This window comes from Pseudomonas sp. NPDC089918 (assembly GCF_050280605.1).
Classification (GTDB): domain Bacteria; phylum Pseudomonadota; class Gammaproteobacteria; order Pseudomonadales; family Pseudomonadaceae; genus Aquipseudomonas.
The window spans coordinates 1-24,371 of sequence record NZ_JBNNVP010000042.1; the positions used below are offsets into that span (position 1 = coordinate 1).

22 protein-coding genes are annotated in these 24,371 nt (G+C 59.5%); 12 read left to right on the forward strand and 10 right to left on the reverse strand.

Annotation, left to right across the window (positions count from 1 at the left end; translation table 11 throughout):
* Positions 1-1,801 (reverse strand): acetolactate synthase 3 large subunit (locus ACQKPC_RS24250; protein ID WP_427626819.1); only part of this gene is annotated, 1,801 nt, incomplete at its 3' end.
* Between the two features lie 400 nt (positions 1,802-2,201).
* Here ACQKPC_RS24250 and ACQKPC_RS24255 point away from each other — a divergent pair.
* Positions 2,202-2,624, forward strand: a complete 423-nt coding sequence (locus ACQKPC_RS24255) for a DUF4124 domain-containing protein (protein WP_427626820.1) — start codon at positions 2,202-2,204, stop codon at positions 2,622-2,624.
* A gap of 121 nt (positions 2,625-2,745) precedes the next feature.
* Here ACQKPC_RS24255 and ACQKPC_RS24260 read toward each other — a convergent pair whose 3' ends face one another.
* The 3 genes from ACQKPC_RS24260 to mrcB are packed head-to-tail and all read right to left on the reverse strand — an operon-like array spanning position 2,746 to position 6,150.
* Entirely contained in the window at positions 2,746-3,081 is a 336-nt protein-coding gene (locus tag ACQKPC_RS24260; protein WP_123361256.1) for a YqcC family protein, read from the reverse strand.
* Positions 3,081-3,815 carry a tetratricopeptide repeat protein gene (locus ACQKPC_RS24265; RefSeq protein WP_008068536.1) on the reverse strand — a complete coding sequence of 245 codons (735 nt, stop codon included), beginning with the start codon at positions 3,813-3,815 and terminating at the stop codon, positions 3,081-3,083. Before ACQKPC_RS24265 ends, ACQKPC_RS24260 begins: the two co-directional genes overlap by 1 nt.
* A 16-nt stretch (positions 3,816-3,831) precedes the next feature.
* A complete protein-coding gene (gene mrcB / locus ACQKPC_RS24270) occupies positions 3,832-6,150 on the reverse strand; it encodes a penicillin-binding protein 1B (protein WP_427626821.1) in 2,319 nt (772 codons plus the stop codon).
* A gap of 118 nt (positions 6,151-6,268) precedes the next feature.
* Here mrcB and ACQKPC_RS24275 point away from each other — a divergent pair, with 118 nt between their 5' ends.
* The 3 genes from ACQKPC_RS24275 (at position 6,269) to ACQKPC_RS24285 (ending at position 8,767) form a co-directional block, all read left to right on the forward strand.
* On the forward strand, positions 6,269-7,825 hold the full coding sequence (locus tag ACQKPC_RS24275; protein ID WP_427626823.1) for an AAA family ATPase: 1,557 nt from the start codon (positions 6,269-6,271) through the stop codon (positions 7,823-7,825).
* Positions 7,826-7,916: 91 nt separating this feature from the next.
* Entirely contained in the window at positions 7,917-8,261 is a 345-nt protein-coding gene (locus tag ACQKPC_RS24280) for a pentapeptide repeat-containing protein (RefSeq protein WP_008015079.1), read from the forward strand.
* 233 nt (positions 8,262-8,494) lie between these two features.
* Positions 8,495-8,767 (forward strand): TfoX/Sxy family protein, encoded by a 273-nt coding sequence (locus ACQKPC_RS24285; protein ID WP_007902045.1) that lies wholly within the window; start codon positions 8,495-8,497, stop codon positions 8,765-8,767.
* 268 nt (positions 8,768-9,035) lie between these two features.
* Here ACQKPC_RS24285 and ACQKPC_RS24290 read toward each other — a convergent pair whose 3' ends face one another.
* From ACQKPC_RS24290 to ACQKPC_RS24305, 4 genes are read right to left on the reverse strand one after another with little or no spacing between them, the layout of a single operon-like run.
* Positions 9,036-9,902, reverse strand: coding sequence for a ChaN family lipoprotein (locus tag ACQKPC_RS24290; protein ID WP_427626824.1), 867 nt, complete (start codon positions 9,900-9,902; stop codon positions 9,036-9,038).
* 21 nt (positions 9,903-9,923) lie between these two features.
* The gene (locus tag ACQKPC_RS24295; RefSeq protein WP_427626826.1) at positions 9,924-10,691 is read right to left on the reverse strand and encodes a heme ABC transporter ATP-binding protein; all 768 of its coding nucleotides are present in this window, start codon (positions 10,689-10,691) and stop codon (positions 9,924-9,926) included.
* Complete coding sequence (locus ACQKPC_RS24300; protein ID WP_427626878.1) at positions 10,691-11,674, reverse strand: FecCD family ABC transporter permease; 984 nt, start codon at positions 11,672-11,674, stop codon at positions 10,691-10,693. Before ACQKPC_RS24300 ends, ACQKPC_RS24295 begins: the two co-directional genes overlap by 1 nt.
* A gap of 50 nt (positions 11,675-11,724) precedes the next feature.
* Entirely contained in the window at positions 11,725-12,597 is an 873-nt protein-coding gene (locus tag ACQKPC_RS24305) for a heme/hemin ABC transporter substrate-binding protein (RefSeq protein WP_427626828.1), read from the reverse strand.
* A gap of 166 nt (positions 12,598-12,763) precedes the next feature.
* Here ACQKPC_RS24305 and ACQKPC_RS24310 point away from each other — a divergent pair, with 166 nt between their 5' ends.
* A complete protein-coding gene (locus ACQKPC_RS24310; RefSeq protein ID WP_427626830.1) occupies positions 12,764-13,081 on the forward strand; it encodes a Rieske (2Fe-2S) protein in 318 nt (105 codons plus the stop codon).
* On the opposite strand, the gene sfsA is transcribed toward ACQKPC_RS24310, so the two are convergent.
* Together sfsA and ACQKPC_RS24320 are read right to left on the reverse strand one after the other, a co-directional pair.
* Positions 13,070-13,783 carry a DNA/RNA nuclease SfsA gene (gene sfsA, locus ACQKPC_RS24315; RefSeq protein ID WP_008068517.1) on the reverse strand — a complete coding sequence of 238 codons (714 nt, stop codon included), beginning with the start codon at positions 13,781-13,783 and terminating at the stop codon, positions 13,070-13,072. The genes ACQKPC_RS24310 and sfsA overlap by 12 nt on opposite strands.
* A complete protein-coding gene (locus ACQKPC_RS24320) occupies positions 13,783-14,955 on the reverse strand; it encodes a pyridoxal phosphate-dependent aminotransferase (RefSeq protein WP_008015090.1) in 1,173 nt (390 codons plus the stop codon). Before ACQKPC_RS24320 ends, sfsA begins: the two co-directional genes overlap by 1 nt.
* A 334-nt stretch (positions 14,956-15,289) precedes the next feature.
* Here ACQKPC_RS24320 and dksA point away from each other — a divergent pair, with 334 nt between their 5' ends.
* From dksA to folK, 7 genes are all read left to right on the forward strand, one after another.
* Positions 15,290-15,730 carry an RNA polymerase-binding protein DksA gene (dksA, locus tag ACQKPC_RS24325; protein ID WP_007902025.1) on the forward strand — a complete coding sequence of 147 codons (441 nt, stop codon included), beginning with the start codon at positions 15,290-15,292 and terminating at the stop codon, positions 15,728-15,730.
* 207 nt (positions 15,731-15,937) lie between these two features.
* Entirely contained in the window at positions 15,938-16,834 is an 897-nt protein-coding gene (gene gluQRS, locus ACQKPC_RS24330; protein ID WP_427626833.1) for a tRNA glutamyl-Q(34) synthetase GluQRS, read from the forward strand.
* Positions 16,835-16,911: 77 nt separating this feature from the next.
* The gene (locus ACQKPC_RS24335) at positions 16,912-17,088 is read left to right on the forward strand and encodes a hypothetical protein (RefSeq protein ID WP_003176118.1); all 177 of its coding nucleotides are present in this window, start codon (positions 16,912-16,914) and stop codon (positions 17,086-17,088) included.
* Positions 17,072-20,026, forward strand: coding sequence for a sensor histidine kinase (locus ACQKPC_RS24340; protein WP_427626835.1), 2,955 nt, complete (start codon positions 17,072-17,074; stop codon positions 20,024-20,026). Before ACQKPC_RS24335 ends, ACQKPC_RS24340 begins: the two co-directional genes overlap by 17 nt.
* Before the next feature lie 22 nt (positions 20,027-20,048).
* On the forward strand, positions 20,049-21,485 hold the full coding sequence (locus ACQKPC_RS24345) for a sigma-54-dependent transcriptional regulator (RefSeq protein ID WP_427626837.1): 1,437 nt from the start codon (positions 20,049-20,051) through the stop codon (positions 21,483-21,485).
* 709 nt (positions 21,486-22,194) lie between these two features.
* Complete coding sequence (locus ACQKPC_RS24350) at positions 22,195-23,595, forward strand: polynucleotide adenylyltransferase PcnB (protein WP_008068509.1); 1,401 nt, start codon at positions 22,195-22,197, stop codon at positions 23,593-23,595.
* Between the two features lie 3 nt (positions 23,596-23,598).
* The gene (folK, locus tag ACQKPC_RS24355) at positions 23,599-24,084 is read left to right on the forward strand and encodes a 2-amino-4-hydroxy-6-hydroxymethyldihydropteridine diphosphokinase (protein ID WP_427626839.1); all 486 of its coding nucleotides are present in this window, start codon (positions 23,599-23,601) and stop codon (positions 24,082-24,084) included.
* Positions 24,085-24,371 lie beyond the last annotated feature (287 nt).

Sequence of the window (24,371 nt, forward strand, 5' to 3'; positions counted from 1 at the left end):
GAAACTGCGCAAGCAACTGGAAGCGCTGCTGGCGGCCCCCGGCTTCAGCCGCGACAAGGTCATGGCCACGGTGATTACCTTGCTCGATGCGACGCCTCAGCCACATATCGCGCATGGAGCCGTCTTTGATCTGCATCGGGTAGACGTGCTCGCTGGTGTCGACCGAAATATCGATAACCACCAGGCGATCTTTCATGGCGAACGCCTCTTCCATCTTCGACTTCAAATCTTTCGATTCGGTAATGCGCACGCCAACATGGCCATAGGCCTCGGCCAGCTTGACGAAGTCAGGCAACGATTCCATGTAGGAGTGCGAGTGGCGGCTGCCATAACTCATGTCCTGCCACTGGCGAACCATACCCAGTACACCGTTATTCAGAATGACGATCTTCACCGGCAAACCGTATTGCAGGCAGGTCGACAGTTCCTGAATGTTCATCTGGATGCTGCCCTCGCCCGTTACGCAGGCGACGTCATCATCCGGGAAGCTCAGCTTGATGCCCATGGCCGCCGGAAAACCGAAGCCCATGGTGCCCAGGCCACCGGAGTTGATCCAGCGGTTTGGTTTGTTGAACGTGTAGTACTGCGCAGCGAACATTTGGTGCTGACCCACGTCGGAGGTCACAAAGGCGTCGCCCTTGGTCACTTCGCACAGGGTTTCGATCACGGTCTGCGGCTTGATCACGCTGCCGTCGCCCTTGTCATAAGGGAACAGGCCGCGATCACCGCGCCACTCATCGACTTGCTTCCACCAGCTGGCAACGGACTCTTTGTTCGGGGTCTCGCCGATTTCCTTGAGGATCGCGACCATTTCGGTCAGGACACTTTCGACCGGACCGACGATAGGCACGTCTGCCTTGATGGTCTTGGAGATCGAAGCCGGGTCGATGTCGATGTGAATGATCTTGGCATTCGGACAGAACTTGGCCGGGCCGTTGATCACGCGATCGTCGAAACGCGCGCCGACTGCAAGGATGACATCGGCATGGTGCATCGCCAGGTTGGCGGTGTAGCTGCCGTGCATGCCGAGCATGCCAATGAACTGACGGTCGGTGCCAGGGTAGGCCCCCAAACCCATCAGGGTATTGGTCACTGGCAGGTTGAGCATCTTCGCCAGTTCGGTCAGCGGCGCGGAGCCACCACCGAGAATCACCCCGCCGCCTGAATAAAGCACAGGACGCTTGGCCGCCAGGAGCATTTCGGCTGCCTTGCGGATTTGCCCGGAGTGACCGCGAACGGCCGGGCTATAGGAACGCAGCTTGGCTTTTTTCGGGAAGATGTATTCGAACTTCTCGGCCGGGTTGGTCATGTCTTTCGGGATATCGACAACGACCGGACCAGGACGACCGGATTGCGCCAGGTAGAACGCTTTCTTCATGACTTCCGGGATTTCCGACGCATGCTTGATCATGAAGCTGTGCTTAACGATCGGCCGGGAGATACCGATCATGTCGGTTTCCTGGAATGCATCAGTGCCTACCATGGTGCTAGGCACCTGGCCGGAAATGATCACCATCGGAATGGAGTCCATGTAGGCCGTGGCAATACCGGTGATGGCGTTGGTTGCGCCCGGGCCGGAGGTTACCAGTACCACACCGGCTTTACCGGTGGCACGGGCATAGCCGTCAGCCATATGGGTCGCAGCCTGCTCGTGACGAACCAGGATGTGGGTCACTTCCGGTTCTTTGAACAGGGCATCATAGACATGAAGAAGAGCACCGCCCGGGTACCCGTAGATATATTTGACGCCTTCGTCACGCAAAAAGCGGACGAGCATCTCACCGCCAGATAAAAGCTCCACGTTGTTCACCTCTAAAACGCCAGAATACCGCCCACATACAAGAGGACGGGTCTTAATAGGTTTACTTCTCGGCAGAGCATGAGCGACGGTGGTCGCCGACTACGTCAGCACTGACTGAGCAAGTATTGGGATCGTCCCAAGTGTTGCGGGCCTTTCCCACCCAGCGCGAGGTAACGCGTTGCGGGTGTAACAGGTCGGCGCGGATGTGCGCCTCATGATCTACCGAGTGGGTCTGCTTCTGGCAGTCCCTCTACAGCGGACTTTGGATTCTTCTGTTTCGCCCATCGCAAGTCAAGCCGTCAATGTGCTTTATTCGAACTAAGCGCATGAGAACGCAAGAAAAAACCTTTAAACCGCAACTGTGTTAGCTTCGATTGCGCACCCATGACAAGGAAATGGCATGCGAACGTTCTTCTTCACCGCCGGCTTGCTGATCAGCCTGAGCCCTTTGTGCATGGCGGGTCAGATCTATAAATGGGTCGATGCCCAGGGCGTTACCCATTTCGATGCGCAACCGCCCCCAGGCCAGGAGCCCACCCTCGTGGTGACGCCCGCCCCGCCCGTCGGCAAACCGAGCGTGCCGCCGCGCAGCAACGTCATAGGCGATCAACGGGCCATCGACAACAAAGTGAAAAAGCAGGTCGCAGAGCAGCAAGACCAGCTAAAAGTATTCTGCGAACAGGCCCGAACGAACCTGGCTCAACTGCAGAATAATCCGCGACTACGGGAGGATGTCGACGGTGAGATGCGCCGCCTGACCGACCAACAACGTCAGGAGCGCATCACCGAAGCACAGAAACAGATCGCGAAAAACTGCATGTAGGAGCTGTCGAGTGAAACGAGGCTGCGATCTTTTGATCTTGGCATTTTAAAAGATCAAAAGATCGCAGCCTCGTTTCACTCGACAGCTCCTACGACTCCCACGGCGCCTACAACGGCTGGAGTTAGCGAGAGGCGGTGATCAACAGGTCGAACTCTTTGAGCAAGACCTGAAGCTGTCGATCCTTGCCCTGGACGTTGCGGGCGGCGAAGACCATTTCGGCCATCTCCTGAATACCCGACGCGTTCGGCAAGGGCAGGTCCTGCTCCAAAATCGTTTTCATGCGCGGCAGGAAGATCCATTGCAGCCATTGCTCGAAATCCAGCGTATCCACCGAAAATGGTTCGACACTGGATAGCGCTTCAGCAGACGGCGCGACTTCGTCCCACCAGCCCTGGACACGCAGTTCGCGCTCGATCAACAGCAACTGCTCGGCAATCTTCGGGAAGCGTGCATCCATCACAGCGAGACCTTGGCCTTCTGACGAGCCAACGCTGCACCGGCGGAGTCACCCTGCTTCTCACGAGCCTGGGCGATCAATTCCCACAGGCTGGCCTGAAGGGCCGGACGACCACTGGCGAACGTCAAACCACGACGAGCGAATTGTTCGGCCTGTGCCGCATCGCCTTGAGCCATACGTACCTGGGCCAGACGATAAAGCACTTGTGGCTCACGCGGCGCGACACGCTGGGCGCGCTCGAGACTGGAAGACGCACCATTAAGGTCGCCGCTGGCCTGTTGCTGCTGGGCAGTGGTCAACAACGCCAGGACCGGACCGTCCAGTTGCTCATCGGCAGACAGGCCGCCGGAGCTCGCCGAAGGAATCCCGCTCGGCGTCGATGGCATGCTGTAGCTGCCCTGATTGATCGGTGCCGACTGAACCGGCGAGGTATCGATCGGCCCCGGAGTGATCGGGCCTGGGGTAATCGGCGAAGTGCTGATCGGGGCCGAGGAAACAGCGCCACCACCCGGCACCATCACAACAACGCCAGTGTCACCTTGCGGGATCGCCTGAGTCTGGGCTTGCGCAGGACGTTTTACCGTCGACTGCCGGAAACCGCCATTCGCCGAAATCCGTTCGCTGTTGGAGACGGCGGTGCCGGAATCCACAACCGGGATCGAACCACGCTGTACGGTGGAGCAGCCGCTGAGCAAAGCCACGGCGGTCACTGCTGGAATCAACCACTTGTTCACTTGAAACCCTCTTTGCTTAATTCATCCAGCCCTTGACCCAATCCATCACCGATTCAGCAGGGCTTTCACCACCGCAAGCGGGACCGGGAGGCGGTTCGCTGCCGCGAATATACGGCATCTGCACTGCGCCTGGGCAGCTGCCTTCAGAACCTTGTCCGGTGCGCGAATCGACCCAGGCCTGAACAATGTTGTCCGGCTGCGGCATGTCCAGCGGCAGCGGATCGGCTTTGCGCATGAAACTGGTCCAGACCTGCAGCGCACCGGTGGCACCGGTGAACGGCGTCTTGCCGTTATCATCGCGCCCCAGCCAGACCACCGCCAGCAGATCCTGACTGAAACCGGCGAACCAGCTGTCCCGCGAATCGTTACTGGTACCGGTTTTGCCGGCCAGGGTCAGGGTTTTCGGCAACACGTTATAAACCGAACTACCGGTGCCTTCACGCATGACTCGTTGCATGGCGCTCTGAACCAGGTAAATGGACGCCGGATCGAACTGCTGCTGAATCTGGAATGGATAACGCTTGAGCGGCTCGCCCTCGGCAGTCAGCACGCTGCGAATCCCGCGCATCGGCGTATTGAATCCGCCGTTGGCCAGTGTCTGGTACATGGTCGCCACTTCGATCGGGGTCAAGCCACCGGCCCCCAGCAACATCGACGGGAACGCCGGGAACTCGCGACTCACCCCCAGACGTGCCAGGGTCTTCAAGACATTCGGTACGCCCACCGCCAAGCCGAGACGTGCGGTCGACAGGTTGTAGGAATGCGCCAGCCCTTGATAAAGGAACACCGTACCGTGGGAACGGCGATCATAGTTCTGCGGTTTCCAGACCTGACCGTCCGCACCTTTGACCGAAAAGGATTCGTCCGACAGCCAACTGGTCAGCGTGTACTGGCTCGGCTTCTCGAGGGCTGTGAGATAAACCGCCGGTTTGATCAACGAGCCGATCGGTCGTACTGCGTCCAGCGCCCGGTTGAAACCGGCAAAACCCGCCTGACGGCTGCCGATCATCGCCTGGACTTCTCCGGTTTCCGGGTTGGTCACGACCATGGCCGCCTCAACCTCATCGGAACCCTTGCGCCCGGCCAGACGCTTGAACGTGTCGTTGACCGAGGCTTCGGCTTTCATCTGCAGGATCGGGTCGAAACTGGTGAAAATCCGCAACCCTTCTTCGGTCAAGTCTTCGTCGCGGTAGTCTTCGCGCAACTGACGTTTAACCAGGTCGAGGAAGCCCGGGAACGAGCTGTCAGCCAACTTGCCGCGAGTGGTCACACCCAGTGGCATTTTCTTCGCCGCCTCAACCTGTTCGGCGGTGGCAACGCCTTGTTCCCCCAGAACATCGAGCACCAGATTGCGCCGCTCCAGCGCCCGCTCAGGGTTGCGACGCGGGTTGTAATAGGACGGCCCCTTGACCATGCCCACCAACAAAGCAACTTGATGCAGTTTCAGCTCAGACAATGGCTGCCCGAAGAAGAACTGACTGGCCAGGCCGAAACCGTGCACCGCGCGCTGACCATCCTGGCCGACGAACACTTCATTGAGGTAAGCCTCAAGAATTTCGCGCTTGTCGTAATGCAGCTCAAGCAACAACGCCATCATGGCTTCGGTGAGCTTACGGGTCAGGCTGCGTTCGCTGGTGAGGTAAAAGTTCTTGACCAACTGTTGCGTCAGCGTACTGCCGCCCTGGGTCATTTTGCCGCCCGAGGTGTTGACGTAGATGGCTCGGACAATCGACTTCGGCGACACGCCCCAGTGACTGTAGAAATCCCGGTCTTCTACGGCAATCAGGGTTTCGAGCAGATACGGCGGAACCTGATCGATTTTGATCAGGATGCGGTCTTCAAGGTTTTTCGGGTAAATCCCGCCAATCAGCAGCGGCTCCAGGCGAACCACAGAAAGCTTCGAACCGTTGGTCGCCGAGAGCTCGGCCACGTAATCGCCGGAGAAGCGCACGCGCACAGGCTGAGCCGTCTCCATGCCTTCATAGAACTGGAAGCCTCGGGTATTCAAGTCGATGGTATTGCCATTGACCGCCGCCGCGCCAGGGCCGTTGCTGACGGCTTCGCGTCGGTAGCCCAAGGCATCGAGCTCGGTGAGGAAGTCTTCCTTGCTCAGCTTTTGGCCAGTGAACAGCTCAAGCGGGCGCGCGTACACCTTGGCCGGGATGGTCCAGCGCTTGCCGGAGAACTTCTCCTGGACCACTGCGTCGAGGTAAACCGCGAACCCGGCAAGCACCACAAGGCCGACCAGGCTGAGTTTAAGGGCCCAGCCCAGCCAGGGGCGCATGCCCTTGGAAGGTGGTTTTTTGGGGGTGCGGGGGGATCGAGTACGAGTCATGGCGGCGGATTATACGCACTTTATTCATCCTCAACAGAAGCCCGCTGAGGTTTGCGTCGGGCAGACTTGCGGCCATAATGGCGGCCTTGAATTTTTCCCAGACTCTGAAGGATCGCCTGTGAGCCAGTCCCTGATCGCTGCCCTGCAAAACCCGGCCCTCTACCCGCATCCCGTAGAAGGGTTTCAGGTCATCGAAACCCATATTTCGTGGGTGCTGCTCACCGGCCCCTACGCTTATAAAGTGAAGAAGCCAGTGAACTTTGGCTTCCTCGACTTCACCAGCCTCGAGGCTCGCGAGCATTTCTGTGCTGAAGAGCTGCGCCTGAACCAGCGCCTGACCCAAGATTTGTATCTTGAAGTGTTGCCTATCACTGGCAGCGCCGAGGCGCCACAACTGGGTGGCGATGGCCCGATTGTCGATTACGCCCTGAAAATGCGTCAGTTCCCACAAAGCCAATTGCTCAGCACCTTGCAAGCCAACGGCGAATTGACCACCACGCACATCGACGAGATGGCGGCGCAGATCGCTCAATTCCACCTCAGCGCGCCAAAAGTGCCTGCCGAACACGAAGCCGGCACGCCGGACAGCGTGATGGCGCCGGTGCGGCAGAACTTCGAACAGATCCGCCCGTTCCTCAGCGACAAGGCCGATCTGCTGCAACTCGAGGCGCTGCAAGCCTGGGCCGAAAGCAGCTTCGAACGCCTCAAGCCACTATTCGCCCAGCGTAAGGCCGACGGTTTCATTCGTGAATGCCACGGTGACATTCATTTGGGCAACGCCACCGTGATCGACGGCAAAGTGGTGATCTTCGACTGCATCGAATTCAACGAACCGTTCCGCTTCACCGACGTTTACGCCGACACCGGCTTCCTGGCCATGGACCTGGAAGACCGCGGCCTGAAAAGCCTGGCGCGCCGTTTCATCAGCCAATACCTGGAACTGACTGGCGACTATCAGGGCCTGGAGCTGCTGAACTTCTATAAAGCCTACCGCGCACTGGTTCGCGCCAAGGTCAGCCTGTTCAGCATGCCGGCCGAGGCCGATCCGGTGCAGCGCGCTACCACGCTGCGTCAGTACCGCAACTACGCCAACCTGGCGGAAAGCTACAGCACCATTCCTTCGCGCTTCCTGGCGATCACCCACGGCGTTTCCGCCGTCGGCAAGAGTCACGTGGCCATGCGCCTGGTGGAAGCGCTGGGCGCCATCCGCTTGCGTTCCGATGTCGAGCGCAAGCGTATGTTCGGCGAGCAAGCCGTACCGAACGACCTGCAGGCCGGTATTTATAGCGCCGACGCCAGCGCCGCTACTTACAGCCGTCTGCATGAAATTGCCGGTGTAATTTTGCATGCCGGTTTCCCGGTGGTGGTCGATGCCACGTACCTCAAGCGCGACCAACGCGACGGCGCGGCAAAAATCGCCGAAGCCACGGGTGCGCCGTTCCTGATCCTCGATTGCGACGCACCGCAAGCGGTGATCGAAAGCTGGCTGAAGCAACGTCAGGCAGACAGTAAGGATCCGTCTGACGCCAACCTGGCCGTTATCGCCGCCCAGCAAGCCAGCCGCGAGGCCCTGACGCCAGCAGAAATTCTCTGCAGCAAACGCGTCCAGACCAATGAAAGTGGCACGCTCGATACCGTCGTTGCGCAGATTCGCCAACGTCTGCCAGGCCTGTAAGAAACTATTTCAACCGTGAAGCCTTCACCGGCTTCACGGCTGCCAAATAGTGGCACTATACTGGCGCCATAAAACCATCAGGTGATGTGACATGAGCCAGCCGAAACTTCTCGACACCCCGCTTTATGCCTTGCTGCACAAAGACGACATCACAGGCTTTAACAACGAACGCCCGAAAGATGGACCTATCGACATGGTCGGCGGCGACTTCCGTGGTCTCGATCTGCGTGAACTGAACGCCGACGGCGTCGACTTCACAGATGCCTATTTCCGCTCTGCCGACTTGCGCGGCATCGACTTTCGCAACGCTTCCCTGGAAGGCGCGAGCCTGGCCCACGCACAGATCTCCGGCGCCTACTTCCCGCCAGAGCTGAGCGCCGATGAGATTCTGATGTCGATGAATTTCGGTACGCGACTGCGTTATCGCACTCGCTAAAAGCGAGGCTCTACCAAGTCCGGCGCCCCTGCCTAGCGCTGGACTTGTACTTTTTTACCCCTCCCGAAACTCACATCTTCCGACCGCACTCGCAGCCTTTTCCCGCCACTTCTAGAGCCCGCGTCTTAGAAGCTTTTGCGTCGAAACCGACCAAACAATCACGCTTTTCCTACTGATGGCTACACTGCTGAGAGGCTCGCCCACGCACCGTTCGGCTGTCGCAAGGAGGCTTGATGAATGATGAACTGCAACACCTGAAGAATCTTGGCAAGACGTCGGCACAATGGCTGCATGCCGTGGGCATCCACAGTGCATCGGACTTGCGTCGGCTGGGAGCTGTGGATGCTTATCGGGCCGTGCGCACGCGCGGTTTTCGGGCCTCCAAGGTGTTGTTGTATGCGATCGAAGGCGCACTGATGGATGTTCACTGGAACGACATTCCCGCCGAACGCAAGGAAGCCCTGAACAAACAGCTGGACGCTATCTCGTCACGCCACAAGATTTGAACGGGTAATTACGCTTACGCACACAGCCTGAAGAGCAATGATTGCAAGGCCTTCACCAAGGGAACTGGTGAGATCCACAGAAATTGAAAATCAGCGGTTGACTTGGTAATGAGAATCGCTATGATTATCACAACTGGTCGCGAGACTGGTCGATATTCTGAAAAGCCCTTGGTTCGGACTCTCAGATTATCTCCTCATCAGGCTAATCACGGTTATTTGACCCGGCTCTTGCCGGGTCTTTTTTTGCCTGTGGAAAACTCGCCAGGTTTTACTGCCCTGACTGCTTGCCGAACTGTTTACGCATTTGCGCGCAGTAATCCTGCGGTGGCGTGGCGGGCGTATACCAAACGTAATCGGCCATGGCCGGCGTGACCTCTGCACCCCGCTCCGCCAGCATCAATACCATCGGCGCTTCAGACTCACCCAAGTCCTGAACATGGATCGGCACCCCGACATCCTTGCGTGCGTGGTACGCGCCAGCAAACAACAGAGAAGGCGTCGGTGCGGCCAGTAATCGCCCGGCCATCCGCCGGTCACGTTGCTGCTGGACGGCAAGCATCGCGGGCATTTGCGATGTGGGCAGCAAGCCGCAGTGGGAATCGCTGATTTGTGCCAGCAACTCATCCTTGACCACCGGCGCGTTAGAGAGCGAACCGCTCAATGCCGGGGGTTTGGCGTAGACATTACGGACTTCAAGCGTATCCAGATTGGCCGCCAGCAACGGGTACGGCTGAGTCAGGGCAAAACCAACGATCGGCCCATACAGATTCCAGTCCCAACCCGGTTGCCAGGCCAATGCATTGGGCAAGTCAGCGGGTAGCGGTGAAGAGCGCTTAACATGATCGACGCGCCCTTGTTGATCCGGCGTGAGCATTTCCAGCAGTAGACTGCCTTGGGGTCGCTGCTCATTCAGCGTCTGTAACAACCACAATTGCAGTTGATGGTGATCACGATTGTCATGCTGCTCGCCGACGATCAACCGCGAAGGCTTGGCCAACCGTGCAAGCAGTTCCTGCGCGGTCAGTGTTTGCCCGCTACGCAGGTCCCGGATCTCGCCGCTGACGGGTGGCGATACCGCCGGCACATGCTGACAGGCACTCAGTAACAGCACAGCCAGGATCACCATCACACGCATGTTCTCACCTCGATGAAATGCTTAGCGGGCGATGATCAGCGGATGCCCACGCTCCGGGTGCAGCTGCACCAGTACTTCCAGCCCGAACACGGCCTTGAGCGGTTCCGGGCGCAGCACCTGCTCCGGTGTATCCAGCGCCACGGGACGCCCACCTTCGAGCAGTAATAGTCGATCACAATAGCGTGCCGCCAGGTTCAGATCATGCAGGATCACCAGCACCGCGGCACCGCGATTGGCGAACTCGCGCACCGCTTGCAGAGTGGTGTGTTGGTGCAGCGGGTCGAGCATCGACGTCGGTTCGTCGAGCAACAACGTTTGCCCCGCCTCCCCCGGCCACAGCTGCGCCAGCACCCGCGCCAGGTGCACCCGCTGACGTTCACCGCCAGACAGCGCCAGATAACTGCGTCCACTCAGGTGCCGCGCATCGGCCGCGTGCAGCGCGGCGGCGACGATTTCGTCATCCCTGACCCGGCCGCTTTGATAAGGCAAACGCCCCATGCCGACCACTTCTTCGACGAGAAAGGCAAAGTCCAGGGTCGACACCTGCGGCAACACTGCCAAACGCTGGGCTCGCTGCGCCCCGGCCCAATGATTCAGCTCGCGCTCATCGAGCCAGACACTGCCGTGGTCCGCCTGCAATTCGCCGCAGAGGGCGCCGAGCAATGTGCTTTTACCGGCACCGTTGGGGCCCAGCACGCCGAGGACTTCGCCCGGCTTGAGTTCAAGGGTGATGTCGGTGAGAACAATCTTTCGACCGCGCCGGATTTGCAGGTTCTGCGCTCGCAACATCAGGCACGCCCTCTGAGCAGTAGATACAGAAAGAACGGTGCGCCGATGAAGGCCGTGACGATCCCGATCGGCAATTCGGCCGGTGCCAGGGCCAGCCGCGCCACCAGATCGGCAAACAACAACAGACTGGCACCCGCCAGCACTGAAGCCGGCAGCAGCACTCGATGATCGGGACCGGCCAACAGACGCACCAGATGCGGCACCACCAGACCGACGAACCCGATCATCCCCGCTGCCGCGACCGCCGCACCGACACCCAGCGCCGTGCAGAACACCAACTCGCGCTTGAGCCCTTCGACATCGATGCCCAGGTGACCGGCCTCCGACTCCCCCAAAAGCAACGCATTCAAGGCTTTGGCCCGGCGCGGCAGCCACAACGCCACGCCGGCAGTGACCAGCAACAACGGCCAGAGTCGCGAATAGCTGGCGCCATTAAGGCTGCCCAGATTCCAGAACGTCAGGGTGCGCAGCGTTGCGTCGTCCGCCAGATAGGTGAACAGACCCACGGCGGATCCGGCCAGTGCGGTCAACGCAATACCGGCCAACAGCATGGTCGCGACATGGGTCTGCCCGTTGCGCCGGCCCAGCCGATACACCAGCGCCGTCACGCCGAGCCCACCAAGAAACGCGCACAGCGATAATAGGTAAGGCCCGAAGGATTCAGGTAGACCGCCGAACGCAGAACCACCGACAATCGCGATCGCCGCACCCAACGCCGCGCCGCTCGAGACGCCCACCAGCCCCGGATCGGCCAGAGGATTACGAAACAACCCCTGCATCGCCACGCCAGACAACGCCAACACCCCCCCCACCGCCAACCCCAACAAGGTTCGCGGCAGACGAATCTGCCCGAGGATCAGCTCGGCCTGCTCCAGCCCGTCGGGCGCGATCGGTACACCCACCAACCGCAGGGCTGCACGCAAGGTGTCGAACAACGGCAAGCTCACCGGTCCAAGCGCCAATGACAACCAGATGGCCAACACACACAGCAGGATCAGACCAATGAACAAAGCACGGGGTTTAACCAGGATGGTCATTGGCCGGCCGAATCGGGGTAAAAGGCGTCAGACAGTTTTTTCAACGCAGGGGGTAGCCGCGGTCCCAATCCCCCGACCAACAAAGTCGGATCAAGCTCCATGACTCGCCCGTCCTTGGCCGCGCGGGTCGAGGACAGGATCGGGTTCTCCTTGAACAATGCCGCACGGGCCGCATCGCCGATCAGTGCGCGATCGGCAAACACCAGCACCTCAGGATCCAGACTGACCAGGGATTCGACAGAAAAGGGTTTGTAGCCGGTATGCGTGGCCAGATTGTGCCCTCCGGCCTGTTGCAGCAACCAATCAGCGGCGGTGTCCTTGCCGGCGATGAGCGGTTTGCCGCCCGCGTGACCAAGCAACAACAGCACGCCCGGCGATTTTTGCGTCAGTTGTGACTGAGTGACCCGCCCCCTTTCATGATCGAGCATCTGTTGATAACTCTTGAACAACTGCGTCGCCCAGTCTTCAGCGCCGAGCAACGAGCCCAAATGCTTCAAGTTGTTCTGCAAAGTCATCAGATCCGGCTTAGCGGAAAACAGTTCGATTTGCACACCGGCACTGCGAATCTGCGACAGCACCGGCGGCGGCCCCATTTCTTCGGTGCCGATCAAAATCTGCGGGCGTAAGCTCAAGATGCCCTCCGCCGACAGTTGCCGCTGATACCCGATTCTTGGCAGCGTCTTGAGGGAGTCAGGATACTGACTGGTGGTATCGACACCGACCAGTTTTGACGCTCCGCCCAGCGCGATGACCCACTCCGTCAGCGCTCCACCGGCACTGACCCAACGTTGTGGCAACTCGGCCGTTGCGCCGTGGTGGCTGACGAGGAGTCCGACACAGAGCGCAACAACACGGGTACTCAGGCGCATAAACAGCTTCCTTTAAGGGTTTTCCCGGGCATCGAAATGACAGGCCACGTATCCTTGGCGTCTGGCACCCATGCCTGAAGGGCAAGACGGCCATTTGATAATTGCTTGCATTTGAACGTCAAGCTCGGACATATCTGGTCACGAGCCGCGGAACTTGAGGATAGACATGAAGTTTCTTTGCGCAGGCGCCGAATTGGTTGACGCCAGCAGTCGCGGTTTCGACATCGACGGCCAGAAACTCCTGGCCGTGCGCCGGGGCGGCCGGGTGTATGTGTATGAAAATCGCTGCCCGCACCGGGGCGTCGGACTGGAATGGAAGCCCGACCAGTTTCTCGACCCCAGCAACAGCATGATCCAGTGCGCCACCCATGGCGCACTGTTCCTGATTGAAGACGGCGAATGCGTCGCCGGCCCATGCGCCGGGCAATCCCTGACTACCATCCCCAGCCGCGAAGACGAGCAAGGAATCTGGCTAACCGTTTAACAGCACCTCCAGGCGCCGATCGACCACCATCTCTTCGTGGGTCAAGTGCACGCCATACGCCAGCACTTCGACCCCGCACGCCACCGCTTCGCGTAACGCCGCGGCGTAGGCCGAATCGATTTCTTCAGCAGGACGCACGGAGTCGATGCCGGTCAGGTTCACGCAATACAACTGCACGGCACGAATCCCGTCCCGGGCCAAATGCGCCAACTCTCGCAAATGCTTGGCTCCGCGCTGGGTCACTGCGTCTGGAAATGCCGCCACCAACGAGCCATCGAAGCCCAGGGTCACGCTTTTGACTTCCACATAAGCCGGCCCGCTCGGGTAGTCGAGACGGAAATCGATGCGGCTGCTCTCCTGACCATAGGCCACTTCGCGCTTCAGTTCGGTAAAGCCGTTCAGCTCGGTGATGACATTGGCCCGCAACGCCTCCTCGATCAAACCGTTGGCGCGCCCGGTGTTTACGCAAAACAACCGCCCCTGTGGGGTTTCCCCGACTTCCCAGGTGCCGGGCAATTTGCGCTTGGGGTCGTTGGAACGGCTGAACCAGACCTGCCCGCCTTCAACCTGGCAATTAAGCATCGAACCGGTGTTTGGGCAGTGAATGGTCAGCAACTCGCCGCTAACGGTTTCGATATCGGCGAGAAAACGTTTGTAGCGACGAATCAAGCGACCTTCTTCGAGGGGAGGATGAAAGCGCATCAGCCTTGCCAGCTCTTCAAACCGCGAGCGATCCGTTCGACCGCTTCTTGCAAGCGTGGAAGACTCTGGGTATAGGCAAACCGCACATGATGCCCGGCCTGATAACGACCGAAGTCCAGGCCCGGCGTAATCGCGACGTGCTCGGTTTCGAGGAAATGTCGGCAAAACGCGAAGGCATCGCCGCCGAACTTGCTGATATCGGCGTACAAATAGAACGCACCTTCCGGCTCTACGGCAATACCGAAGCCCAATTCACGCAGGGCTGGCAACAGGAAATCACGACGTCGTCCGAACTCGGCGCGGCGCTCCTCGAAAATTTGAATAGTGGCGGGTTCGAAGCAAGCCAATGCGGCGTGCTGGGCCATGCTCGGCGCACTGATGTAGAGGTTTTGGGCGAGCTTCTCCAGCTCACCAACCGCCGCTTCTGGTGCTACCAGCCAACCGAGACGCCAGCCGGTCATGCCGAAATACTTGGAAAAACTATTGAGGACGAAGGCGCTGTCATCGACTTCCAGCACGCTGGCCGCATCCGTGCCGTAAGTCAGGCCATGGTAGATCTCGTCGACCACCAAATGGCCGTGGCGGGCCTTGATCGCTGCAGACAGCCCGGCCAACTCGTCGCGGGTCAGGATGGTCCCGGTCGGGTTGGCCGGCGACGCTACCAGCGCGCCGACGCTGTCGTGATCCCAGTGACGCGCAACCAAGTCCGGGGTCAGCTGATAACGCACGTCCGGGCCGACCGGCACCAGTTGCGCCGCGCCTTCCACCAACCGCAGGAAATGCCGGTTGCACGGGTAACCCGGGTCTGCCAGCAGCCAGTGTTTACCTGGGTCCACCAGCAAGGCGCTGGCCAACAGCAATGCGCCTGAACCGCCGGGCGTGATGAGAATTCGTTGCGGATCGATGTTCAGCCCGTAACGTTGCTGATAAAAGCCCGAAATGGCTTCACGCAGCTCAGGAATGCCGCGAGCGGCGGTGTAACGAGTCTTTCCCGCCGTCAGCGCGGCCTGGCCGGCCTGGATGATCGGCTCGGCGGTGGTGAAGTCCGGCTCGCCGATTTCCAGGTGAATCACGTCGTGGCCGGCTGCTTGCAGCTCGTTGGCCCGCGCCAGCAGGGCCATAACGTGAAACGGTTCGATAGCGCGACTGCGCGCACTGTAGGACAGAGCCATTAGCCTTCCTTACAACGGGGAAAAGAATCGATTCTACCCAAGCGCAGGAACGAGCGAGAACCTAAAGCGGTCAGAGCCCATATAACGCTGGTCTCAAACGGTTCAAGCGTATGCTCCAGGTTTGACTAAAATCAATAATTGATCAGGTCTCCAGAGCCACCAGGCAAGGCTTTGCAATCTTTTGCAAGCGCCACGGGCCGCGGGCTCGACATCCGGGAGTAGCGCGGTCCGATTTGATCTGGTAAGTTCGCCCGCTTGCAGCCGCAGGGCCGGCAGGTGTCGGTGATGGAGCAATCCTGCGCAATGGATTACAAGAGTAGAGGCGGTCCATTTCATGCCCACCCAAGCAAAGCAGCAAAATCAGTCGATCAGCGGCTTCGAACCCTACAAAGAAGTGAAGGGCGAAGAGTACATGGGCAAGCCCATGCGCGCTCACTTCACCAAGATCCTGAACAAGTGGAAACAGGACTTGATGCAGGAAGTCGACCGTACTGTTGATCACATGAAAGACGAAGCGGCCAACTTTCCTGACCCGGCAGACCGTGCCAGCCAGGAAGAGGAATTCAGCCTCGAATTGCGCGCCCGCGATCGCGAGCGCAAGTTGATCAAGAAAATCGACAAAACACTGCAATTGATCGAAGACGAAGAATACGGCTGGTGCGAATCCTGTGGCGTCGAAATCGGCGTCAAGCGACTGGAAGCCCGCCCTACCGCCGACATGTGCGTTGACTGCAAGACCCTGGCGGAAATCAAGGAAAAGCAAGTCGGCAAGTAATCTTTGCGACTTGAACGAAGAACGGAGCGTGCGAACGCTCCGTTTTTTTGTTTCTGACATTTTCCCTGGCAGCAAACCTGTGGGAGCGGGCTTGCTCGCGAAAGCAGTGTGTCAGGCAACATTAATGTTGAAGCTGATGACCCCTTCGCGAGCAAGCCCGCTCCCACAGGTGGCTGGTGCACGCCCGGACAACGTAATATCGACCTTATGACCGCCATCGCCTCCCCCGCCTACATTGGGCGTTTCGCCCCTACACCCAGTGGCCACTTACATTTCGGTTCGCTGGTCGCAGCGCTGGCCTCGTACCTCGACGCCCGTTCGGTCGGCGGCCGCTGGTTGGTGCGCATGGAAGATCTCGATCCGCCGCGCGAAGAACCCGGCGCTCAGGCGGCGATTCTCAAGGCCCTGGAAAGCTACGGGTTCGAGTGGGATGGCGACATGGTCCGACAGAGCGAGCGACACGCTGCCTATGACGAAGTCATCAATCGCCTGTTCAATCAGGGCCTGGCCTACGCTTGCACCTGTTCGCGCAAGCAATTGGAGCCGTATCACGGCATCTATCCCGGGTTCTGCCGCAACGCGGGGCACGGCACCGAGAACGCCGCGATCCGCCTGCGTGTACCGGAACTGGAATACCACTTCATCGACCGGGTGCAGGGCGAATTCCGTCAACACCTGGGCCAGGAAGTCGGTGATTTCGTGATCCGCCGTCGCGACGGGCTCTACGCCTATCAATTGGCGGTGGTGCTGGACGACGCCTGGCAAGGCATCACCGATATCGTGCGCGGTGCCGATCTGCTGGATTCCACGCCGCGCCAGCTCTATCTGCAAGAACTGCTGGGCCTGCCGCAACCGCGCTACCTGCACATCCCGCTGATTACCCAGCCGGACGGCCACAAACTCGGCAAATCCTATCGCTCGCCGCCGTTGACCGAAGATCAGGCCACGCCGCTGTTGCTGCGCGCATTAAGGGCGCTGGGGCACAAGCCTGTCACCGAACTGAATGACGCCACGCCACGGCAAGTGCTGAACTGGGGGATTACCCACTGGGATGCATCGCTGATCCCGCGCACACTGACGTTGCCTGAAGCGCAACTGCAGTGATGCCACTTGCAGTGGCGCGCCCATCCGTTACCATCGCCGCACGTTTTCGGGCACGCGCATAAAAAAGAGAGGCCGGGATGTACATCTATCGCTTGGTCCTGCTCCTGGTAGTGGGGATTTATCTGTTCTCCCCGGCCATCATGGATTGGTGGATCGACGCCACGGGCGCCTGGTATCGCCCTTATTTGCTCTGGCTGATTCTGATTGTCGTGACCTTCATCCTGCAGAGCCAAAAAGATGCCGATGAGCTTTAGCCTGACCCAGATGATCCTGATCAGCGCCGCGTACCTGGCGGTGCTGTTCGGCGTGGCCTGGATCAGCGAACGGGGCATGATCCCCCGGGCGATCATTCGCCACCCGCTGACGTACACCTTGTCGCTGGGCGTCTACGCCAGTGCCTGGGCGTTTTACGGCACGGTGGGCCTGGCCTATCAGTACGGCTACGGTTTTCTGTCCAGCTACCTCGGGGTTTCCGGGGCCTTTCTGCTGGCACCGGTGCTTTTGTACCCGATCTTGAAAATCACCCGCACTTATCAGCTCTCGTCCCTGGCCGACTTGTTCGCGTTTCGTTTCCGCAGCACCTGGGCCGGCGCACTGACGACAATTTTCATGCTGATCGGCGTGCTGCCGTTGCTGGCGTTGCAGATTCAGGCAGTGGCCGACTCCATCAGCATCCTCACCCGCGAGCCGGTGCAGCATCGCGTGGCCCTGAGCTTCTGCGCACTGATTACGCTGTTCACGATTTTCTTCGGCTCCCGCCACATCGCCACTCGCGAGAAACACGAAGGCCTGGTGTTTGCGATTGCTTTCGAGTCGGTGATCAAGCTGATCGCCATCGGCGGCGTTGGCCTGTATGCGCTGTACGGCGTATTCGACGGCCCGCAGCAGCTGGAACTGTGGCTGCTGCAAAACCAGACCGCCCTCGCCGCCCTGCACACGCCATTGCAGGAAGGCCCGTGGCGCACGCTGCTGCTGGTGTTCTTCGCCTCGGCGATCGTGATGCCGCACATGTACCACATGACCTTTACCGAAAACCTCAACCCGCGCTCACTGGTCAGTGCGAGCTGGGGTTTACCGCTGTTTCTGCTGTTGATGAGCCTCGCGGTGCCGCTGATTCTATGGGCCGGGCTGAAACTCGGTGCCACGACCAATCCGGAATACTTCACCCTGGGCATCGGCATCGCCGCCAACAGCAAAGCCCTGGCGCTATTGGCCTATGTCGGCGGATTGTCAGCGGCCAGCGGTTTGATCATCGTCACCACGCTGGCGCTCTCCGGGATGGCGCTGAACCATCTGGTGTTGCCGCTCTATCAGCCGCCGGCCGAAGGCAATATTTACCGTTGGCTGAAATGGACCCGCCGGGCGCTGATCGTCGCGATCATCATGGCCGGTTACGGTTTCTACCTGATGCTGGGTGCCGAGCAGGACCTGGCCAACCTCGGCATCGTCGCCTTCGTCGCCACGTTGCAGTTCCTGCCGGGGGTGTTGTCGGTGCTGTACTGGCCGACCGCCAACCGTCGCGGCTTCATCGCCGGCCTGCTGGCGGGGATTCTGGTGTGGCTGGTGACCATGCTGCTGCCGCTGGTCGGCAATCTGCAAGGCTTCTACATTCCGCTGTTGAACATGATTTACGTGCTGGACGACACCAGTTGGCACATGGCGGCAATCGCCTCGCTGGCTGCCAACGTGCTGATGTTCACGCTGATCTCGTTGTTCACCAACGCCAGCCCTGAAGAAGCCAGCGCCGCCGAAGCCTGTGCGGTGGACAACGTTCGCCGCCCGCAACGCCGCGAACTGCATGCCGCCTCGCCTCAGGAATTTGCCACGCAGCTTGCAAAACCATTGGGCGCCAAGGCAGCGCAGAAAGAAGTCGAACAGGCGCTGCGTGACCTCTATCTGCCGTTCGATGAGCGCCGGCCATACGCCTTGCGCCGTTTGCGTGACCGTATCGAAGCCAACCTTTCCGGCCTGATGGGGCCAAGCGTGGCGCAGGACATGGTCGAAACCTTCCTGCCCTACAAGGCTGGCGGCGAAAACTACGTCACCGAAGACATCCACTTCATCGAAAGCCGTCTTGAGGACTACCACTCGCGCCTCACCGGTCTTGCCGCCGAACTCGATGCCCTGCGCCGCTACCACCGCCAGACCTTGCAGGAATTGCCGATGGGCGTGTGCTCGCTGGCCAAGGATCAGGAAATCCTCATGTGGAACAAAGCCATGGAGGAACTGACCGGGATTGCCGCGCAGCGTGTGGTCGGTTCGCGCCTGAGCACCATTGGCGATCCGTGGAGAGAACTGCTGCAAGGCTTCATCAATCTGCCGGACGAGCATTTGCACAAACAGCACCTGGCCCTCGACGGTCAGACGCGCTGGCTGAACCTGCACAAAGCGGCGATCGATGAACCGCTGGCGCCGGGCAACAGTGGCCTGGTGCTACTAGTGGAAGATTTGACCGAAACCCAGATGCTCGAAGACAAACTGGTGCACTCCGAGCGCCTGGCCAGCATCGGTCGACTGGCGGCCGGCGTGGCCCATGAAATCGGCAACCCGATCACCGGCATTGCCTGTCTCGCGCAGAACTTGCGCGAAGAGCGTGAAGAAGACGCCGAACTCACGGAAATCAGCGGGCAGATCCTCGAGCAGACCAAACGCGTGTCACGCATCGTTCAGTCGCTGATGAGCTTCGCCCATGCAGGCAGTTATCAGCACAGTGACGAGCCCGTCTGTCTGGCGGAAGTGGCCCAGGATGCCATCGGCCTGCTGGCCTTGAACCGGCGCAATTTCGAAGTACAGTTCTACAACCTGTGCGACCCCGACCACTGGGTCGAAGGCGACCCGCAGCGGCTCGCCCAGGTATTGATCAACCTGCTCTCAAATGCCCGCGACGCCTCGCCTCCGGGCAGTGCGGTGCGAGTCAAAAGCGAAGCCGGCGAACACACGGTCGATCTGATCGTCGAAGACGAAGGCAGTGGTATTCCCTCGAGCATCATGGACCGACTGTTCGAACCTTTCTTCACCACCAAGGACCCTGGCGAAGGCACCGGTCTGGGCCTTGCACTGGTCTATTCCATCGTTGAAGAGCATTATGGACAAATCACCATCGACAGCCCGGCTGATGTTCAAAGCCAACGCGGCACCCGTATCCGGGTAACTTTGCCGCGTCATGTCGAAGCGACGTCCGCTGTGAACTGAGACCGTCGAGAGTATCGAATCAATGCCGCACATTTTGATCGTCGAAGACGAAACAATTATCCGCTCCGCCTTGCGCCGTCTGCTGGAACGTAACCAGTACCAGGTCAGCGAAGCCGGATCCGTGCAGGAAGCACAAGAGCGTTTCAGCATCCCCACATTTGACCTGATCGTCAGCGACCTGCGCCTGCCGGGCGCCCCCGGTACCGAGTTGATCAAACTTGGCCAGGGCACTCCGGTGCTGATCATGACCAGTTACGCCAGCCTGCGTTCGGCCGTCGACTCCATGAAGATGGGCGCGGTGGATTACATCGCCAAGCCTTTCGATCACGACGAAATGCTCCAGGCCGTCGCGCGAATCCTGCGTGACCGGCAATCGGCGCAAGCCAGCGGTGAACCGGTCGTCGGCAAGACGACCAATGGCGCCGCGAAAAACGGTGTCGACAACAGCAACGGCGAAATCGGCATTATCGGCTCCTGCCCGCCGATGCAGGACCTGTACAGCAAGATCCGCAAAGTCGCACCGACCGATTCCAATGTCCTGATCCAGGGCGAGTCCGGTACCGGTAAAGAACTGGTAGCACGCGCCCTGCACAACCTGTCCAAACGTGCCAAGGCGCCGATGATTTCGGTGAACTGTGCGGCCATTCCGGAAAGCCTGATCGAGTCCGAACTGTTCGGCCACGAAAAAGGCGCCTTTACCGGCGCCAGTGCCGGGCGTGCCGGGTTGGTGGAAGCGGCGGACGGCGGCACCTTGTTCCTCGATGAAATCGGCGAACTGCCACTGGAAGCCCAGGCCCGCCTGCTGCGTGTGTTGCAGGAAGGAGAAATCCGCCGGGTAGGCTCGGTGCAGTCGCAGAAGGTCGACGTACGCCTGATTGCCGCGACGCACCGGGACCTCAAGAGCCTGGCGAAGATCGGGCAGTTCCGTGAAGACTTGTATTACCGCCTTCACGTAATCGCCCTGAAACTGCCGGCCTTGCGCGAACGCGGCGCAGACGTCAATGAAATTGCCACTGCATTCCTCGCGCGGCAGAGCGCACGGGTCGGCCGTACCGATCTGAAGTTCGCCCTGGATGCCGAACAGGCCATTCGGCATTACTCCTGGCCGGGTAACGTTCGCGAGCTGGAAAATGCGGTCGAGCGCGCGGTGATCCTGTGCGAAAGCCCGGAAATTTCCGCCGAGCTGCTGGGCATCGACATCGAACTGAGCGATCTGGATGACGACGACTTCATCGGCCTGGCGCCGCAGCAGGGCAACGGCGCCGGTAACACCAGCCACGAACCGACCGAAGATTTGTCCCTGGAAGACTACTTCCAGCATTTCGTTCTCGAGCATCAGGACCACATGACCGAAACCGAACTGGCCCGCAAACTCGGGGTCAGCCGCAAATGCCTGTGGGAACGCCGTCAGCGCCTGGGCATTCCGCGGCGCAAGACCGGGGTGGCCAGCGAGAGCTGAACCGCACCTGTCGTATGTGCGGGTAACACATGACATTGTGAAAAAACTGTTACCTCAGCTTTTTCGCGTAACAGAAGCCGGGGCTTACGGTAACGAAGCCCCGGTTTTTTTTGGCCTCGAACAACACCATCAGCCCGCCTAACCCCTTGTTTTACTAGGCTTCACAAAAGTTGGCACGCACCCTGCTATATGTTCAGTACAAGAACAATAACAAGCACTGTACAAGACAATAAAAATAAGACGAATCGACTCACGCACAATAAAAACAAGACGGCGAGAGGCGTAGCTAACTGATTCTTTTGGAGAGGCGTTGCATTTGGGGCTTGCCCCACGACCAGGCCGAGAATAATAAAAAACTGTCCCGAGACAGTGCCTGAACTGGTTGGATCGAACGATCACAGCAACACAGCGACCAAAGCAATCCGTTTGCTCTTGGCTCCCGATTGGGAGGGTCATGAAGGAAAACTTCATGGCGAGGGCGCTCAACAAAAACAAGAAGCCCGAAACCAATAATAAAAATAGAGCATGCAACTACTTCTTGGGGAGCTTCGGCTCCCCTTGTGGTTTCTGCCGTTTGCCCCTGCTACCGACATCCCCTTCACACGCTTGCGCAGCTTCCTACACCATCCCCCGACTAAATGCTAGAATCCCCGCCCATCATGCGGTCATTCTTCGTTATGGCCGAACATTCCTTCAAACAGTGCATCCCATGCTGAAGAAGTTGTTCCAGTCATTCCGTTCTCCCAAGCGTCATACGCAACACATTCGCAGTACGCCTGAAGTGCTCAACAGCGGCCAACATTCGCTGCAAAAGGCACAGTTCAGCCGTTACGCGGTGAATATCGTCGAACGCCTGCAGAACGCCGGTTACCAGGCTTACCTGGTCGGCGGCTGTGTGCGTGACATGCTGCTCGGCATCACGCCGAAAGATTTCGACGTTGCCACCAGCGCCACGCCTGAACAGGTACGCGCCGAATTCCGCAACGCGCGGATCATCGGTCGGCGTTTCAAACTGGTGCATATCCACTTTGGCCGCGAAATCATTGAAGTCGCGACCTTCCGCGCCAATCACCCGCAAAACGACGAAGACGAAGACAGCAACCAGTCGTCTCGTAATGAAAGCGGGCGCATTTTGCGCGACAACGTCTACGGCACCCTGGAAGAAGACGCGCAACGTCGCGACTTCACCATCAACGCCTTGTATTACGATCCGGTCAGCGAGCGCATTCTCGACTACGCCAACGGCGTACACGACATCCGCAATCATCTGATCCGCCTGATCGGCGATCCGAAGCAACGCTACCAGGAAGACCCGGTGCGGATGCTGCGGGCCGTGCGTTTCGCCGCCAAGCTGAATTTCGGCATCGAAAAACACAGCGCCACGCCGATCCGCGAACTGGCGCCGTTGCTGCGCGAGATTCCGTCGGCTCGTCTGTTCGAAGAAGTGCTCAAGTTGTTCCTCTCCGGCTATGCCGCGGACACCTTCGAAATGCTGGTCGACCTGCAGTTGTTCGATCCGCTGTTCCCGGCCAGTGCGGCCGCGTTGGAGTACAACCCGACCTACACGCACACGCTGATCAGTGAAGCGCTGATCAACACGGACCTGCGAATCAAGCAGAACAAACCGGTCACCCCGGCATTCCTGTTTGCCGCCCTGCTCTGGCCTGCCCTGCCGGCCCGTGTGTTGCGCCTGCAAGAACGCGGCATGCCGCCGATTCCGGCGATGCAGGAAGCCGCTCACGAATTGATCGCAGAGCAGTGCCAGCGCATTGCTATTCCGAAACGCTTCACCATGCCGATCCGCGAGATCTGGGACATGCAGGAGCGCTTGCCACGGCGTAGCGGCAAACGCGCCGACCTGTTACTGGACAATCCGCGGTTCCGTGCCGGTTACGACTTCCTGCTGCTGCGTGAAAGCGCCGGTGAACAGACCGATGGCCTGGGCGAATGGTGGACCGACTATCAGGACGCCAACGACAGCGAACGCCGGGACATGATCCGCGACCTCAGCGGCAAGGACGACGGTACCGGTGCTCCGCGCAAACGTCGCCGTAGCGGCGGTGCCAAGCGCAAGCGCGCTGCCGGCGCACCGAGCGCTACAGGCGAGTAAGCCATGGAACGCATCTACATCGGCATGGGCAGCAATCTGGCTGACCCCGCCGAACAGTTGCGCAGCGCTGTCGCAGCGCTGGCGCAATTGCCGCAAACCGAACTGGTCGGGGTTTCCGGGTTTTATCAAAGCGACTCGCTGCTGCCCGGCCAACCGCGTTACACCAACGCGGTTGCCGCGCTCGACAGCAGCCTGGCACCGCTGGACCTGCTGGATGCGCTGCAAGCCATCGAGAACGGCCAAGGCCGTGAACGCCTTGAACGCTGGGGCCCACGTACGCTGGATCTGGACATCGTGCTGTTCGGCGATCGATTGATCGACGAACCTCGCCTCAAAGTTCCCCACTATCACCTGCAGGAACGGGCCTTTGTGCTCTATCCGTTGGCCGAGCTGGCACCAGCTGATCTGCGCTTGGCCGACGGCCGCCCCCTCACAGAATTACTCGCTGCCTGCCCGTTCGTCGGGTTGGAACGCCTCCCCCCTAATTGACAAAGAACCCTGTGGGAGCGGGCTTGCCCGCGATAGCGACTTTACATTCAACATCAATGTTGAATGATAGTCCGCCATCGCGGGCAAGCCCGCTCCCACAATGGTTCCTGTCGTATCAAAGATCTGCAGCCGCAAAAAAATCTGCTGAATCGCATCAGTAACGCCGGTAACACCCCACGCGTAACAACCCGGTAACACACGCAATTGACTTCCCGGGTTCTCCTCACGACTATAGGCGTCCCGCTGCCGCCAACGCGGCGCCAAAGGGCGCAATCCAGGCCTTACAA

Excerpts from the sequence above, each read along its gene's own strand:
- ACQKPC_RS24255 (WP_427626820.1), top strand. The coding sequence starts at position 2,202 with ATGCGAACGTTCTTCTTCACCGCCGGCTTGCTGATCAGCCTGAGCCCT.
- ACQKPC_RS24260 (WP_123361256.1), bottom strand. The coding sequence starts at position 3,081 with ATGGATGCACGCTTCCCGAAGATTGCCGAGCAGTTGCTGTTGATCGAG.
- mrcB (WP_427626821.1), bottom strand. The coding sequence starts at position 6,150 with ATGACTCGTACTCGATCCCCCCGCACCCCCAAAAAACCACCTTCCAAG.
- ACQKPC_RS24280 (WP_008015079.1), top strand. The coding sequence starts at position 7,917 with ATGAGCCAGCCGAAACTTCTCGACACCCCGCTTTATGCCTTGCTGCAC.
- ACQKPC_RS24285 (WP_007902045.1), top strand. The coding sequence starts at position 8,495 with ATGAATGATGAACTGCAACACCTGAAGAATCTTGGCAAGACGTCGGCA.
- ACQKPC_RS24290 (WP_427626824.1), bottom strand. The coding sequence starts at position 9,902 with ATGCGTGTGATGGTGATCCTGGCTGTGCTGTTACTGAGTGCCTGTCAG.
- ACQKPC_RS24295 (WP_427626826.1), bottom strand. The coding sequence starts at position 10,691 with ATGTTGCGAGCGCAGAACCTGCAAATCCGGCGCGGTCGAAAGATTGTT.
- ACQKPC_RS24305 (WP_427626828.1), bottom strand. The coding sequence starts at position 12,597 with ATGCGCCTGAGTACCCGTGTTGTTGCGCTCTGTGTCGGACTCCTCGTC.
- ACQKPC_RS24310 (WP_427626830.1), top strand. The coding sequence starts at position 12,764 with ATGAAGTTTCTTTGCGCAGGCGCCGAATTGGTTGACGCCAGCAGTCGC.
- sfsA (WP_008068517.1), bottom strand. The coding sequence starts at position 13,783 with ATGCGCTTTCATCCTCCCCTCGAAGAAGGTCGCTTGATTCGTCGCTAC.
- ACQKPC_RS24320 (WP_008015090.1), bottom strand. The coding sequence starts at position 14,955 with ATGGCTCTGTCCTACAGTGCGCGCAGTCGCGCTATCGAACCGTTTCAC.
- dksA (WP_007902025.1), top strand. The coding sequence starts at position 15,290 with ATGCCCACCCAAGCAAAGCAGCAAAATCAGTCGATCAGCGGCTTCGAA.
- gluQRS (WP_427626833.1), top strand. The coding sequence starts at position 15,938 with ATGACCGCCATCGCCTCCCCCGCCTACATTGGGCGTTTCGCCCCTACA.
- ACQKPC_RS24335 (WP_003176118.1), top strand. The coding sequence starts at position 16,912 with ATGTACATCTATCGCTTGGTCCTGCTCCTGGTAGTGGGGATTTATCTG.
- ACQKPC_RS24340 (WP_427626835.1), top strand. The coding sequence starts at position 17,072 with ATGCCGATGAGCTTTAGCCTGACCCAGATGATCCTGATCAGCGCCGCG.
- ACQKPC_RS24345 (WP_427626837.1), top strand. The coding sequence starts at position 20,049 with ATGCCGCACATTTTGATCGTCGAAGACGAAACAATTATCCGCTCCGCC.
- ACQKPC_RS24350 (WP_008068509.1), top strand. The coding sequence starts at position 22,195 with ATGCTGAAGAAGTTGTTCCAGTCATTCCGTTCTCCCAAGCGTCATACG.
- folK (WP_427626839.1), top strand. The coding sequence starts at position 23,599 with ATGGAACGCATCTACATCGGCATGGGCAGCAATCTGGCTGACCCCGCC.